13 protein-coding genes are annotated in these 14180 nt (G+C 70.1%); 9 read left to right on the top strand and 4 right to left on the bottom strand.

Annotated features, from left to right (window positions below):
* Positions 1 to 63: 63 nt before the first annotated feature.
* The 3 genes from IM778_RS05180 (at position 64) to IM778_RS05170 (ending at position 5591) form a co-directional block, all read left to right on the top strand.
* Entirely contained in the window at positions 64 to 1965 is a 1902-nt protein-coding gene (locus IM778_RS05180; protein WP_194410994.1) for a heavy metal translocating P-type ATPase, read from the top strand.
* A gap of 89 nt (positions 1966 to 2054) precedes the next feature.
* Entirely contained in the window at positions 2055 to 2894 is an 840-nt protein-coding gene (locus IM778_RS05175; RefSeq protein WP_194410993.1) for a universal stress protein, read from the top strand.
* Between the two features lie 57 nt (positions 2895 to 2951).
* Positions 2952 to 5591: a cation-translocating P-type ATPase gene (locus IM778_RS05170; protein ID WP_228484759.1), complete on the top strand. Its 2640-nt coding sequence runs from the start codon at positions 2952 to 2954 to the stop codon at positions 5589 to 5591.
* A gap of 60 nt (positions 5592 to 5651) precedes the next feature.
* Here IM778_RS05170 and IM778_RS05165 read toward each other — a convergent pair whose 3' ends face one another.
* The 3 genes from IM778_RS05165 to IM778_RS05155 are packed head-to-tail and all read right to left on the bottom strand — an operon-like array spanning position 5652 to position 8882.
* Positions 5652 to 6509: an anti-sigma factor gene (locus IM778_RS05165; RefSeq protein WP_194410992.1), complete on the bottom strand. Its 858-nt coding sequence runs from the start codon at positions 6507 to 6509 to the stop codon at positions 5652 to 5654.
* Positions 6506 to 7108 carry an ECF RNA polymerase sigma factor SigK gene (gene sigK, locus IM778_RS05160; protein WP_194410991.1) on the bottom strand — a complete coding sequence of 201 codons (603 nt, stop codon included), beginning with the start codon at positions 7106 to 7108 and terminating at the stop codon, positions 6506 to 6508. The genes IM778_RS05165 and sigK overlap by 4 nt, the downstream gene beginning before the upstream one ends.
* A 40-nt stretch (positions 7109 to 7148) precedes the next feature.
* Positions 7149 to 8882 carry a cytochrome c biogenesis protein CcdA gene (locus tag IM778_RS05155; protein WP_194410990.1) on the bottom strand — a complete coding sequence of 578 codons (1734 nt, stop codon included), beginning with the start codon at positions 8880 to 8882 and terminating at the stop codon, positions 7149 to 7151.
* Positions 8883 to 9131: 249 nt separating this feature from the next.
* Between IM778_RS05155 and IM778_RS05150 the strand changes: the two genes are divergently transcribed.
* The 3 genes from IM778_RS05150 to IM778_RS05140 all read left to right on the top strand — a co-directional run bounded on the left by IM778_RS05150 (position 9132) and on the right by IM778_RS05140 (position 10819).
* On the top strand, positions 9132 to 9791 hold the full coding sequence (locus IM778_RS05150) for a fasciclin domain-containing protein (RefSeq protein ID WP_194410989.1): 660 nt from the start codon (positions 9132 to 9134) through the stop codon (positions 9789 to 9791).
* Positions 9792 to 9878: 87 nt separating this feature from the next.
* Positions 9879 to 10286, top strand: coding sequence for a DUF4383 domain-containing protein (locus tag IM778_RS05145; protein WP_194410988.1), 408 nt, complete (start codon positions 9879 to 9881; stop codon positions 10284 to 10286).
* The gene (locus IM778_RS05140; RefSeq protein WP_194410987.1) at positions 10283 to 10819 is read left to right on the top strand and encodes a hypothetical protein; all 537 of its coding nucleotides are present in this window, start codon (positions 10283 to 10285) and stop codon (positions 10817 to 10819) included. Before IM778_RS05145 ends, IM778_RS05140 begins: the two co-directional genes overlap by 4 nt.
* Before the next feature lie 81 nt (positions 10820 to 10900).
* Here the strand turns inward: IM778_RS05140 and IM778_RS05135 are convergent, their stop codons facing one another.
* A complete protein-coding gene (locus IM778_RS05135; protein ID WP_194410986.1) occupies positions 10901 to 11455 on the bottom strand; it encodes a helix-turn-helix domain-containing protein in 555 nt (184 codons plus the stop codon).
* Positions 11456 to 11520: 65 nt separating this feature from the next.
* On the opposite strand from IM778_RS05135, the gene IM778_RS05130 reads away from it, so the two are divergent.
* Genes IM778_RS05130 through IM778_RS05120 form a run of 3 tightly spaced genes read left to right on the top strand, consistent with a single transcriptional unit; the run spans position 11521 to position 14125 of the window.
* Positions 11521 to 13056: an FAD-dependent oxidoreductase gene (locus IM778_RS05130; protein ID WP_194410985.1), complete on the top strand. Its 1536-nt coding sequence runs from the start codon at positions 11521 to 11523 to the stop codon at positions 13054 to 13056.
* A gap of 44 nt (positions 13057 to 13100) precedes the next feature.
* Positions 13101 to 13391: a hypothetical protein gene (locus IM778_RS05125; RefSeq protein ID WP_194410984.1), complete on the top strand. Its 291-nt coding sequence runs from the start codon at positions 13101 to 13103 to the stop codon at positions 13389 to 13391.
* A 50-nt stretch (positions 13392 to 13441) separates the two neighbouring features.
* Entirely contained in the window at positions 13442 to 14125 is a 684-nt protein-coding gene (locus IM778_RS05120; protein WP_194410983.1) for a hypothetical protein, read from the top strand.
* The last annotated feature ends 55 nt before the right edge of the window (positions 14126 to 14180 follow it).

The following is a 14180-nucleotide window of genomic DNA, read 5'->3' as shown; positions in this document are numbered from 1 at the left end:
CGGAGAGCCGGACGCGGCGCACGGCGTCCTGACGTTTCCGTGCGTCCGTGGCAGGCTGTGGGCATGCGGAGCCGGTTCTCGCTCGTGGCTCGGTACCCGGTCGTGTTCGTCACGGTCGCCGTGGGGGCGGTCGTCGTCGGCTTGAGCATGGCCGGCGCACAGGAGGCTGGTCGATGGCTGGCCACCGTGTACGTTTCCCTCGTCGTCGTGTGGACGCTGGTCGGCATGGTCCGGGAAGTCCTGCGGGGCCACGTCGGCCTCGACATCCTGGCTGTGATCGCGATGGTGGCCACGCTCGCGGTCGGCGAGTACGTGGCCTCCTTGATCATCGTGTTGATGCTGTCCGGCGGCCAGGCGCTCGAGGACTTCGCAACCCGACGTGCGAAGCGTGAGCTGACGGCGCTGCTCGACCGGGCGCCGAGGATCGCGCATACCGTCAGCGACCCGGCGGACGGCCCCGAGTCCGTGCGCGACGTGGCCGCTGAGGACGTCCGCGTGGGCGACATCCTGTTGGTGCGACCGTCCGAGATCGTTCCTGTCGATGGCGAGCTCCTGAGTGAATCGGGGTCTTTCGACGAGTCGTCGATCACGGGCGAGAGCCTGCCCGTGTCGCACATCGCCGGCGAACTGGTGCTTTCGGGCTCTCTCAATGGATCGCGCGCGGTGAAGATCCGATCCACGCGCACGGCGGCGGACAGCCAGTACCAGCAGATCGTGGCGCTGGTGCACGAGGCGCAGGAGTCGAAAGCGCCGGTGGTGCGCCTCGCCGACCGCTTCGCTGTGCCGTTCACCGCGGTCTCCCTTGTCATCGCCGGTGCCGCGTGGGGCATCTCGGGTGACCCGACGAGATTCGCCGAGGTGCTGGTGCTGGCGACTCCGTGCCCGCTGCTCATCGCCGCTCCGGTGGCGTTCATGGGCGGTCTGTCCCGCGCAGCGAAAGCGGGTGTGATCGTCAAAGGCGGCGCGGTGATAGAACAGCTCGCGCGCGTGAGGTCGGCGGCTTTCGACAAGACGGGGACGCTCACGGAGGGTCAGCCGGATCTCGTCGACGTCCGCGCCGCGCCGGGTTTCGAGGCGGATGATGTGCTGGCGCTTGCAGCCTCCGCCGAGCAGTACTCCACACATGTGCTCGCCGCGGGCATCCGCCGAGCCGCGGACGGCCGGGGGCTGTCGCTCCTGCCCGTGCACGACGCGAGCGAAGTGGCCACGAACGGTGTCGCCGCGACCGTCGACGGTCGTCGTGTCGTCGTCGGAAAGCCCGCCTACGTCGCCTCGCTGGCACCGGATACGACACGCGCGACCGCGCGGCCCGGCGAGGCGATCGCGTACGTGGCGGTCGATGGCCGGTTCGCCGGAGTACTGGTTCTGGCCGACGACCCCCGGCCCGAGTCGCGCACGGTCATCGACTGGCTGCGGCGGCACGGCGTCGACGGCCTGGTCATGCTCACCGGTGATGCGCAAGAGACCGCGGACGCGATCGCGGCGGACCTCGGAATCACCCGGGTTCACGCCGAGCTGCTGCCCGCCGACAAGGTACGCCTGGCAGCGGAGCTGCAGCCGCGCCCCGTGATGGTCGTCGGCGACGGTGTGAATGACGCCCCCGTGCTCGCCGCCGCGGACGTCGGCATCGCCCTGGGTGCTCGAGGTGCGACCGCGGCCGGCGAAGCGGCCGACGTCGTCCTGTTGAAAGACAGCCTTCGCGGAGTCGCCGACGCCGTCTCGGTCGCGCGCCACACCCTGCGGACGGCGTACGTGGCCATCTGGGTGGGCATCGTGCTGAGTGTGGGACTCATGCTCGTCGCCACGACGGGTGTGATCCCGGCCGTCGTCGGAGCGCTGATCCAGGAACTGGTCGACGTCACCACCATCCTCTTCGCTCTGGGGGCCCTCGCGGCTTCGCATGCGGACCTCGGGCCACCCGCGGGGCGGACGGCGGCGTCGACGCCTGAAAGGAACCGCGTGTGACTTTCGTCCCGGCCGTGCCCGCGCCGACGCCGCACGCTTGTGTCACCCTCATCGCTGCGATGAGGGGTCGGTGAAGGACGGGGAATGTGATGAAGCGCTTGATTGCGGTCGGAGTGACAGACGCAGCCGCGTCTCGGCGTGCCGTCGACTGGGCGGTGCGGCGGGCTCAGGATCGCCGCGAGCGCATTCTCCTGGTGTCGGTGGTGGAGCACGGTGCGGGGATCGGCGGCGAATCGGCGCTCGTCGATGCGGCGCTCGCTGCGACGGAACAGCTGCTGGACGACCGCGCAGCGATGGCGCGCGCGGCCGGGCTCGATGTGACGGTTCGGCTCGCGAGGGGCCGTCCTCTCGAGCAGCTGCTGGAGATCTCGCGAGACGCGGACCTCTTGGTGATCGGCAGCGACTACTCCGGCGAGCGTCACGCACGCGCGCGCGGGCCGCGGGGCATCCGAGTGAGTGCCGGTGCTCATTGTCCGGTCGCCGTCATCCCCGACATGGACCTCGATGACCGCTCTGGCGTCGTCGTCGGCGTCGACGGCTCCGAGGTGTCGGAGCACGCCATCCGGTTCGCCGCCCAGGAGGCTGATCGGACCCACGAGCCGCTCACCGCGGTCGCCGCCTGGTCACCGTTCGCCGTGCCTCTGGAGATCCGGAGCTATCCCGAGGACTATCTGACCAACATGCAGAATCTCACGGAGGAGACTCTCGGGCTCTCGCTCGCCGGGCTGCGCGAGGACTATCCGGATCTGCAGCTGCGCTCGATCGTCGAGGCTGGATATCCCGCCGAGGTGCTCTGTCGTGAGGCGGAGCGCGCGCGCCTCGTCGTCGTGGGCAGCCATGGCCGCGGCGGAATCGCCCGCTTTCTGCTGGGGTCGACGAGCCAGACATTGCTCGACCGCATGCCGACCGCCGTTGCGATCGTGCGCTGAGCACACGTCTGCACAAGCCATCCAGACGCTCGAGCCAGGCCAGACCCGGGAGGCGCGGTGGGCACGAACGGCGGCGACACCTGGCATGCGCGCGATGTCGCGGCGACCTTCCAGATGCTCGGCAGTCGACCATCGGGGCTCACGACGGTCGAGGCGACCGAGCGACTGACCCGGCTCGGCCAGAATGAGCTGTTCGTCGCCCCGCCCACGCCCGCGTGGAGAGTCCTGCTGCGGCAATTCGCGTCGCCGCTGATCCTGATCCTCCTCGGCGCGGGGGCCATCACCGCCGCGATGCGAAAGTGGGCCGATACCGGCGCCATCCTCGTTGTTCTGGTTGTGAATGCGGCGATCGGGTTCTGGCAGGAGCAGCGAGCATCGGCGGAGGTCCGTGCGCTCGCCGTCCTCAGCACGCCTCAATGTCGGCTGCTCAGAGACGGGCACGTCTCCGTGGTCTCCGCGACAGTGGTCGTCCCCGGCGACGTGGTGATCATCGAGAGCGGAGATCGCGTGCCCGCCGACCTGCGACTCACCGAGGTGCGATCCCTGCAGCTCGATGAGTCGATGCTCACCGGTGAGGTCTACCCGGTGGTGAAAGCCACATCGCCGGTACCGTCCGATGCCGGCGTCGGGGATCGCACGTCGATGGCGTTCAGCGGAACTTTCGTCACGACGGGGCGCGGCACCGGCATCGTCGTCGCCACAGGCGACGACACCGAGGTGGGGCGGATCAATGCGCTCGTGCAGGGCGCCTCGCCGATGACCCCGCTTCAGCGACTGATGAAGCGGTTCGAGTCGCGAGTGGGAATCGCCGTCGCTGCGGTGGCCGCTCTCGTATTCGCCTCCGGGCTCATCCTCGGCGGCTCCCTGGAGGACGTCTTCCTCTCCGCCGTCGCGCTCGCCGTCGCGTCGATCCCGGAGGCACTGCCGGTCGTGCTGACCATCGCGCTGAGCGTCGGTGTCGCACGCATGGCGCGCCACAAGGCGGTGATCCGGAGGCTCCCCGTCGTCGAGGCACTCGGGTCGACAACCGTGATCGGCTCGGACAAGACCGGCACGCTCACCCAGAACACCCTCACCGTCGAAGAAGTCTGGACGACCAACGGTCTCACGCACCTCGCGCCTCCAGCGACAGAGCAGCGTGCAGCGCACGACGACCCACTGGTTCTCGAAGTGCTGCGGACCGGAGCGCTCACCAACGAGGCCCGGAGGCGGCACGGAACCGACGGGTTCATCGGCGACTCCGTCGACGTCGCAATGGCAGTCGCTGCGCTCCGTCACGGCGACGTCGCTCCCGAGGCCGGCGGGCCGCCGCTGTCGCACACGTCGTACGAGCCGCAGCTCGGCTACTCCCAGACCGCCAGGCGAAGTCCTGACGGCTCGTGCGTCCTCTACGTGAAGGGCGCACCCGACGCACTGATCGCGATGAGCTCGCGCCTACGGACCTGCCACGGCGACATCCCGCTTGAACCAGAGGCCGTGCACGATGCGAACGTCGAGATGGGAAGACGAGGCCTCCGCGTCATCGCCACCGCCACCCGACCGCTTCCGCGGGGGTGGGACGCACGCCGACCGCTTCCCACTCCATCGGACCTGACTCTTCTCGGCCTGGAGGGCATGGACGATCCGCCTCGGCCCGGCGTCGCCGAGGCCATCGCATCCTGCCAGGACGCGGGGATCGCGGTGAAGATGATCACGGGCGATCATCCGGCCACCGCCGAGGCCATTGCCGACCGCCTCGGCATCCCCCATCGGGGGCCCGCGGTGACCGGACGGGAGATGCGGCACCTCGACGATGCCCTGCTGGCGGCGCGGCTTCGTGAGGCCGGCGTCGCCGCCCGCGTCTCCCCACAGGACAAGCTGCGGATCGTGACCGCGCTCCAGGACCAGGGCGAGGTCGTCGCCGTCACCGGAGACGGCGTCAACGACGCACCCGCACTGAAGGCGGCGTCCATCGGCGTCGCAATGGGACGAAGCGGAACCGACGTCGCACGCGAGTCCGCCGACATGGTGCTCACGGACGACAACTTCGTCACCATCGTGAGTGCAGTCCTGCAAGGCCGCGTGACCTTCGCCGCGATCCGGAAGGCCACCTTCTTCCTCCTCTCGACGGCGCTCGGTGTGATCATCGCGGTGCTGACCAACGTCTTCACCGAGCACCCGCTGCTGTTCCTTCCCATCCAGGTCCTCTGGATCAACATGGTCACCAACGGCCTTCAAGACATCGCGCTGTCCTTCGAGCCCGCCGAAGGAGACGAGCTCACCCGACCGCCGCGCCCCCAGAGTCAGGGACTGCTGTCACGGACGCTGTGGATCCGCGTGGCCATCACCGGAGCCTGGATCGGCATGGTCGTGCTGCTGGTCTACACGTGGGCGATCGAATCGGGATACTCGGAGACGCACGCGCGCACGCTCGCCCTCACCGTTCTGGTCACTCTGAACTTCTTCCAGACCGGCAACGCGCGCGCTGAGCATCGTTCCCTCTTCACGCTCAGCCCCTTCTCGAATCCGTTCCTCCTCGCCGCCGCCACCGGTTCGCTGATCCTGCAATGGGTCGCCATGACCTGGAGCGTCAGCGCCGACCTCCTTCAGCTGACCCCTCTCTCCCTCGTCGAATGGGGAGCGTGCTTCGCTCTCGGGGCAACAGTTCTCGCTCTGGTCGAGGGGGAGAAGCTGCTGCGCAACCGGAAGCCGAGGTAGCAGTGGCGGCTCGCACCGCGGCCGGCCGGGACCTCGGGCGGCGCAGTCCACGCGCACTCGTCAGGTGGTCGGGATCGCGACGATCGGCTCGGTCGTCGGCACGCCGTCAGGAGCGCCGCCGTCGGGTTCGACGGTCACGGCGACGATGTCGTCGGCCTGCCACTCCCCGTCCAGGAGCACGGTCGAGGCACCGTCGGCCCCGGCCTCGAACGTCCCCGCCGACACCGGGCGCTCGCCGCGCACCCACCACAGCTCGAAGACGTCGTCCTCGGGGATGCGCGGAAGACCATTCGCGACGAGGACGACCTTCCCGACGGACGGCGCCCAGTGCGCGGTGGCGGTGCCTCCGCCGGTCACCTCGACCGTCGCGGACGCCGCGTCCGGTGCCGCCTCGATCTGGTCGAGCGCGACGACCGCGGGTGGGCGATCGACGAGATCGACGATCGTCGCGGCGCCGAAGCCGATCCCGATCAGGAGGACGAGCGAGGCGGCCAGCGCGACCAGACCGCGGGTCCAGTTGCGCCGCGTGACCGCCTGGAGCTGCTCGGTGGTCGGCGGTGGCGCGACGGAGGATGCGCGATCGGCGGGGAGGTCCGTTGGGTCCCCGGCCGGGTTCGGGGCATCGGGAGCGGGCGCCTGCGCTGCGGGGTCGGCGCCCTCCGCCGCAGCGGAGTGCTCACCTCCGGGCAGCTGCGGCTCGGCGCCGATGCGCGCGAGCAGACCGGCCCGGATGGCCGGCGGCGGCACCTGGTCCTCGACGCCGTCTGCCAGCGTCGCGGCGGTGGCGACGAAGGCCGAGATCCAGTGCTCCCACTCCGGATGGCGCACCCGCTCCGCCTCGAACGCCACGCGATCAGCGGGCGAGAGCGCGTTCAGCGCGTGGCCGGCCGCCAGCTCCGCGAACTCTTCCTCGGTCACTGCGCCACCCCCATCGCCACTCTCAGGCGGGTCAGTCCGTCCCGCATCCTGGTCTTGATCGTCCCCAGCGGCGCCCCCACCAGCACCGCGATCTCGCTCTGACTGTAACCGCCGTAGTACGCCAGAGTGAGAGCTTCCTGCTGTGCCTCGGGAAGCACCGCGAGCGCGGCCGCGAGCTCGCTGCTCGCCATCCGCAACTCGACCTGCTCGGCCACGCTGTCGTGCGCGACGTCGAGGTCTCGAAGTCCCGCACGCACATCCCGGTCGGTGCTCGCCTGTGACGCGCGCACCCGGTCGACGGCTCTGCGGTGGGCGATCGTGAGCACCCAGGACCTTGCCTGCCCCTTGTTCGGAGCGAAGCGCGCAGCGGTTTGCCAGACCTCGAGGAAGATCTCCTGCAGCACTTCCTCGCTCTGCGCACGATCGACCAGGACCCGGAGGACGAGGCCGAAGACACGAGCCGACAGCGCGTCGTAGAGCTCGGCGAACGCGGCCTGATCGCCGGCGGCGACACGTTGGAGCAACACGCCGACATGATCGACGCGAGACGTACCGTCCTCCGGCACGTCGACGCCGTCGATCACCATGCCCACCAGCATGCCGCATCCCCTCCCGTGTGACCGCATCCGCGGCTCCCCGTCACCCGAACGTGAACGAGTACACCTCGACGCCCGGCGACACCTCGACCTCGAGCACACCGGGTCCGCCCCCATGCCCCGTGACGACGGGATACGAGCGCGGCGTGCCCGACACCGGCACCGCCTCGGCGACGGTGCTCGCCCCGTCACCCCGCACCCGCACCTCGCCCTCCCCGGCGAGGACCATGCGCACCTCGTCGGCACGGAACACCAGGCGGATCACCGTGGCGCCCTCCCCCGCCGGGGTGGCGTACTGGCTCTCGATCCGCCAGCGCCCGTCGAGCGCGAACGAGTCCGCGGGCTGATCACCGGGCAGCAGGAAGCCCACCTCCCCGGCACCGTATGCCTCGTCGCCGCCGAAGTTGACGTCCTTCGAGAAGCCGAGGAACGTCTCACGGGTCCGCGAACCCGCCTCGGGCGTGTCATCGACGACGTCGGTCTCGGGCGGGAGCGCGACGCCGGGAGCGGCATCCCGAAGCAGCTCGCGGAGGAGTCTCTCGGTCGCTGCGTAGTTGCCCTCGCCGAAGGCGATGTGCCGCACGACGCCCTCGGCATCGATCAGGTAGTGCGCGGGCCAGAAGCGGTTGCGGTAGTTGGTCCAGGTGGCGAGGTCGTTGTCGAGGGCGACGGGGTAGGTGATGCCGAAGTCCCGGGCGCCGGCGGCGACGTTCGCGGCGTCCTTCTCGAACGCGTACTCCGGGGAGTGGATGCCGATCACCCGCAGCCCTGAGTCGCCGTACGCCTCGTCCCACGCCACGACATGGGGGATGCTGCGCTGGCAATTGATGCACGAGTACGCCCAGAAGTCGATCAGCACGACGTTGCCGCGCAGGTCGTCGAGGTCGACGGCGGCGCCATCGGGAGTGTTCAGCCACTGCTCGATGCCCTTGATGCTCGGCGCCGTGCCGCACGACTCCAGCGTGGCGGCGCCGTTGGAGCACTGGTCGAGGTCCCTGTTCTCGTCGTTGACGAGACCGCCGAGCTCGAGTGCCCGCCGCGCCTCGGGGTTGTCGGTCAGGTCGCGCTGCAGGTTCGCGGTGTAGTCGGGCACCAGCCGCTGCAGTTGTTGCGGCACGTTGAAGGCGAGACCCACCGCGAGCGCCAGCATCGCGACGCCGGCGGCGATCCGGATGCCGCGTTCCCGGCGACGGAACGAGCGGATGCGCTCGATCAGCCCGCGACCTGCGAGTGCGAAGAACAGCAGCGGGATCGCCACCCCGACCGCGAACGACACGGTCAGCAGCACCGTGTCGGCACCGACGCGACCGGTCGAGCCCGCGACGATGATCGCCGCGAGGACCGGGCCGGCGCACGGCACGAAGACCGCGCCGAGCGCGAGTCCGACCCCGAAGCCCTTTCCGCTGTTGGCGACCGCGCGTCGCGGCGTGAGCCGCCGGAAGGGCGCCTCGAGGAGCTGCTCGACCCGGGGTATCAGCATCCCGATCCCGATGAGCACCAGCACCGCGATCCCCACCCAGCGGATGATGTCCTGCGGCAGATCGAGCGCGCCGAGCACGACCGTTCCGAGGAGCGTCACGAGGGTGAAGCTCAGCACGAGGCCGAGGATGACGAGGTACGGACGCCACCGCGACGCCGGCACCGGCTCGTCCGCCCGGCCGTCGAACCGCGCCGACTGCGCGCCGCCGGTGAGGAAGACGACCGGCAGCACCGGCAGCACGCACGGCGAGATCCCCGTGATCAGCCCGCCCAGCAGCCCGATGATGACGATCGACATGTGCTCCCCCGTCCGTCCGGCGCTTCCCGTGCGAGGTGCCGTCGCGGGTTGTTCGCGCCCGGTGCCGCTTCGGATTGGCGACGCGGCGACGGATGCCTCTCCCTCGCGGGCGACGGGAGTCCGTGGTGACGGTTCCCATCCGATTCCCGGGTGCCTCCGAAGAACTCGATGCAGCCGCTCTCGCGGCTCGATCCCGCAGCGCGGGAGTGCAGATCCCGGTCCGACACGGACCTCACAGAGGAGGAAGTCATGACACTCACACGTAAGCGCGTCTCGGCGGGGCTCGCCCTCGCGATCGCGACGACGTTCGCGGTGTCCGCCTGTTCGATGGGCGGATCGACGGCGGAGCCGTCGGCCGAACCGACCACCCCCGCCACCGAGATGACGGAGGAGCCCGCTGAGATGGACCCCGCGGCGAACCTGGTCGGGCCGGGCTGCGCCGGTTACGCCGAGGCGGAGCCGGACGGCGCAGGCTCGATCGAAGGCATGTCGGCTGACCCGGTCGCGGTCGCGGCATCCAACAATCCGCTGCTGTCCACGCTCGTCGCGGCCGTGAGCGGTCAGCTCAACCCCGATGTCGACCTCGTGGACACGCTCAACGGCGATGAGTTCACGGTCTTCGCTCCGGTCGACGACGCGTTCGCGAAGATCGATCCGGCGACGATCGAGGCGCTGGGAACCGACGCCGAGACGCTGACGGCGATCCTGACGTACCACGTGGTCCCCGGCCAGATCGAGCCGTCCGGAATCGCCGGCACCCACACGACGGTGCAGGGCGCCGACCTCGAGGTCACCGGCGAGGGCGACATGTGGATGGTCAACGACGCCAACGTCATCTGCGGCGGCGTGCAGACGGCCAACGCGGTCGTCTACCTCATCGATTCGGTGCTGATGCCCCCGGCACAGTGATCGGGATCTGGATCCCATCCGATCCGCCATCGACACCGAACAACGGTCACAGCGCGGCAGATCGCCGCTGAGAAAAGGAGGCCTCTCATGGGCTCGTCACCGAATCGCATCGTCGCCACGGTCTTCGGCGCCGTCTACCTGCTCGTAGGGCTGCTCGGGTTCGTCTACACGGGCGGGGTCGGGTTCGCCGCCACCGAGGGCGGGCTGCTCCTAGGCATCTTCGCGGTGAACCCGCTCCACAATGTCGCGCACCTGCTGATCGGCGCCGCGCTGCTCATCGCCGGTCTGCGCGGGGCCCGCCCCGCCAAGGTCGTGAACATCACCATCGGGGCGGCGTATCTGCTCCTCGGCGTCGCCGGCTTCTTCCTCGTGGGCACGCCGGCGAACATCCTCGCTCTGAACGCGCCGGACCACTTCCTGCACCTGGGCAGCGCCATCGTGCTCCTCGGAGTCGGTCTGGCCGCCGAGCGGTCATCGCGAGTCGCGACGGCGTGACCATGCGACAGGGGGCATCCACGACGAAGCGCACCGAGAGTCGCGCCTCGTCGTGGGTGCCCGTCGCCGCGTGGGGCTTCGGCTTGATCGGTGCAGCGCTCGGCGCGGCCGCGATCGTCGCGCTCCAGGCAGACACCCTCTCGCGCGTGATCGGCGTGCTGTCCGTCGTCCTCGCACTGTGCGCACTGACGTGGGGAGCCGCGAGCCTTGCCCTCGGCCGTACGCCTGCGCCGCGGGCGGCGGTCGCCGGCGTCTCCGCAGCGGTGGCGCTGGCGCTCGCCCTGCTCGCGACGGCGCCGGGCCGGGCGAGCATCCTCGCGATCGCAGTGCTCACGGGCATGGGGGTCGTCGTCATCTTCGGGATCGTCCGCGGACGCCGCCGCCCCTCGCACCACGCCGGACTCTGGGGTCTGGCCGCCGCGGCCGCCGTGGTCACGATCGTCGTCGTACCGGCCCTGGGCTCGTGCCAGGCCGCCGCCCTCGTCGACACCGACGGCACCACGCTCCCCGTCATCACGCACGACGGGCACTGACACCGCGTCGCCGGTCCTGACGGGTGCACTCGACGAGGAGCTGAGAGACGCCGTTCGCGGGGCCGGCTCACCCTGGCGGCGTCACGGCGCCCGGTGCGTGTGCATGCGCTCCCCGGAGGCACTGAAGATGCTGAGCACTTCGGCCGGCCCGTCCGCCGTGGCGCTCAGGCTGTGCGGCATCCGCGTGTCGAACTCGGCCGCCTCGCCACGCCCGATGATGTGCTCGTGGCCGTTGAGTGCCAGCCGAAGCCGGCCGCTCAGGACGTACAGCCATTCGTACCCGTCATGCACGCGCGGGGTCGGCGCTGTCTCTGACGCGGGAAAGGTCACCTTGTAGGTCTGCACGGGTGAGTGTTCCAGCGTGAGCGGTGCGATGACCATTCCGTCTCGACGTTCGACCGACCGACGCACCCGGGGGTCGACCGGCGTCACGGGGAGGAGATCATCGACGCGGATGCCGAGCTGCCGGATGAGCGGCAGCAACAGGGCCAACGACGCCTGGCGCTTGCCGGACTCCAGGCGAGAGAGGGTGCTCACCGACATCCCTGCCCGCGCAGCGAGATCCTCGAGCGTCCAGCCACGCTCACGCCGCGCCGCCCGCAGGCGGGGTCCGATCTGGGCGAGTTCGGCATCCATCGTCCAATCTTGCCATTACTGCAAACCAACTTGCCAGCACGGCTCCGGATGATGACGCTGGAGACATGACGAACGAATGGGATGCCGTGATCATCGGCGGTGGTGCGGCGGGCCTCAGCGCCGCGCAGATGCTGGGACGCTCGCGGCGGCGCACTCTCGTGATCGACGGCGGGCAGCCGCGGAACCGCTTCTCGTCCTCGATGCACGGCGTGCTCGGCCACGACGGCCTCGACCCTGCGCGCCTGCTGGAGACGGGGCGCGCTGAGGCGCGCGCGTACGGGGTCGAGATCGTGACGGGCACGGTCAGCGCCCTGACTGACGAGGGCGCCTTCCTCCGAGTGCGGCGTTCGGATGGACAGGTGGACACGGCACGTACCGTCGTGATCGCGACGGGCATCCGGGACGAGCTTCCGGCCGTGCCCGGGCTCCGCGAAGAGTGGGGCCGATCGGTACTGCACTGCCCGTACTGCCACGGCTGGGAGGTCGCCGGAAAGCGGCTCGGCGTGCTTTCGACGTCGCCCGCGAGCGCTCACCAGATCGAACTGGTGCGGCAGCTCTCCGACGACGTGACGGCGTTCACCGCCGCAGCCGGGCCCCTCGATGAAGACACGGCGGCCCGGTTCGCGGCACGCGGTGTCGGCGTCGTCACGTCAGCCGTGCGGGCGGTCCACCGCGAGCGGGATGCGCTCGTGATCGCGACCGAGGACGGTGCCGACCACGTCGTCGACGCACTGTTCACGGCAGGAGACCCCGTCCTCGGCCTCGAGTTCGCCGCCGACCTCGACCTGGAACGCACCGAGGCGCCGGGCGCGCCTCTCGCCGTCGACATGCGGGGCGCGACGAGTCACCCACGCGTCTTCGCCGCGGGCAATGTCACCGCGCCCTTCGCGAACGTGCCCGTCGCGATGGGCACGGGGTCGATGGCAGGCGCCGGCGCCAACGCGATGCTCGTGGCAGAGGACTTCCGGCTCGCGGTCGCCGAACGCACCGCGCGGCGCAACGCCGGGTGGGAGGAGCGGTACGCAGCCGAGGACCGATTCTGGTCAGGCCGGGTCAATGCGTCGGTGGCCGCCATCGTCGCCGATCTCGAGCCGGGGACGGCATTGGACGTCGGCTCAGGCGAAGGCGGCGACGTGGTGTGGCTGTCTGAGCGCGGGTGGCGCGCGACCGGCGTCGACGTGTCGCCGACCGCGGTTCGCCGGGCGATGGAGTTCGCGTCAACCCGGGGCGTCGGCGCCCGCTTCGTCGTCGGCGACGGCGCCGCCTCGATCGAGGGCGAGTTCGACCTCGTGCTGTCGAGCTTCCTTCACTCGTGGGAGGACGACTTCCCCCGCATTCGGATGCTGCGCGACGCCGCCGAGCGCGTGGCCCCGCGTGGACACCTGCTCGTCGTGTCGCATGCGGCTCCCCCGCCGTGGCACGAACATCCCGCGGAGATGCCGTCGTTCCGCTCCCCCGCCGAGGAGCTCGCGCTCCTCGACCTGGATCCCGACCGGTGGCGACCGGAGATCGTCGGGATCCGTCGCCGCGACGCCACTGCGCCCGACGGCACCGCAGCACACCTGGACGACGGCATCCTGCTCCTCCGACGCGTCGGCTGATACGCGGCTTGGCGCCGATCCGGCTCACGCGGAAGACTGACACCATGGTCACGATTCGGGAGGCGCGACAGCTGCTCGAGCGCCATTTCGTGGAGCACCCGCCGGCGGTCTCGGGTGAGCTCTATATCGCTTCCGAGTGGTACGAGGATGCCACGGACTACATGCCCGTGTGGGGTGCGCGCGAGTTCCTTGTCGAGGGGCGCGAGGCCTTCGCACGGTGGGACAACCGCGTGATCTTCGTCGACAAGGAGACCGGTGAAGTGCACGCGGGCTTGCGCAATCTTCACGCGAAGAAGATCAGGGCGATGACGCCGGTCACAGCTCCGTCCGATTGAACGCCCGGCGGTCCGCGTCGTAGTGTGTGGCGCGGGGTACCCCCATCGCGGTGCTGAAGCCGACCCGCGGTTCGAGTGTGAGGAGTCCCGACATATCCGATGTGCCAGACAGGGTCAGTGCCTTCATCGGCGCTGCAGCTGGGCTACCCGTCGAGTCGTTCGTCGCGATCAGGAATGCGGTTGCGGAAGCGACCGCTGCGGGCGCGCGCGACGCAGCATTGGTCCCGGCGCTCGGGGCGGCTGACTTCGGCGCGCTCAACAAGCGTGTGCGCGACGCCCTCGAACCACGCGCGGCAGAACTGCGTGCCGCAGCTCCTGGCACGCTGCGTGCCGCGATCGCAAACACCACCGTCGCCGCGCAGGCTATCTGGAAGCGCGAGACCCTCACCCCCGAAGAGTTCGACTCGTACGTCGGTGTGTTCCGCGATGCCGGAGTCACGCAGGGCATCGTTCCGGATGCCGCGACCGACCGCAACAGCCTGGTCGAGGTGGCGCGGCGCCTCCACGCAAACCTTGCGGAGGCGCCGAACTTGAACATCATCGACTTGCCCGATGATCTCGGTATCTGTGCGGTGCATGCGGTGCGCGGCGGCGGCAAGATCTACGTGGCGCCAGACGAATCGGCGCTGTTCGTCGCCTCAACCGCCGACTTCGAAGCCGGGCTCGCGGCCTTCCGCGCGGGCGAGCGCACGCCGCTCACCAAGTTCGAGCCGCGCGCACGTGGGACGCAGTAGAGACCTGCGGTGGAAGTCGCCGATCCCTCCGCCTGGCAGGGACTCCGCTCCACGC

Source organism: Microbacterium cremeum (assembly GCF_015277855.1).
Taxonomy (GTDB): Bacteria; Actinomycetota; Actinomycetes; order Actinomycetales; family Microbacteriaceae; genus Microbacterium; species Microbacterium cremeum.
The sequence above is the reverse complement of the archived record's forward strand: the minus strand, read 5'-3'. Positions and strand labels throughout refer to the sequence as shown.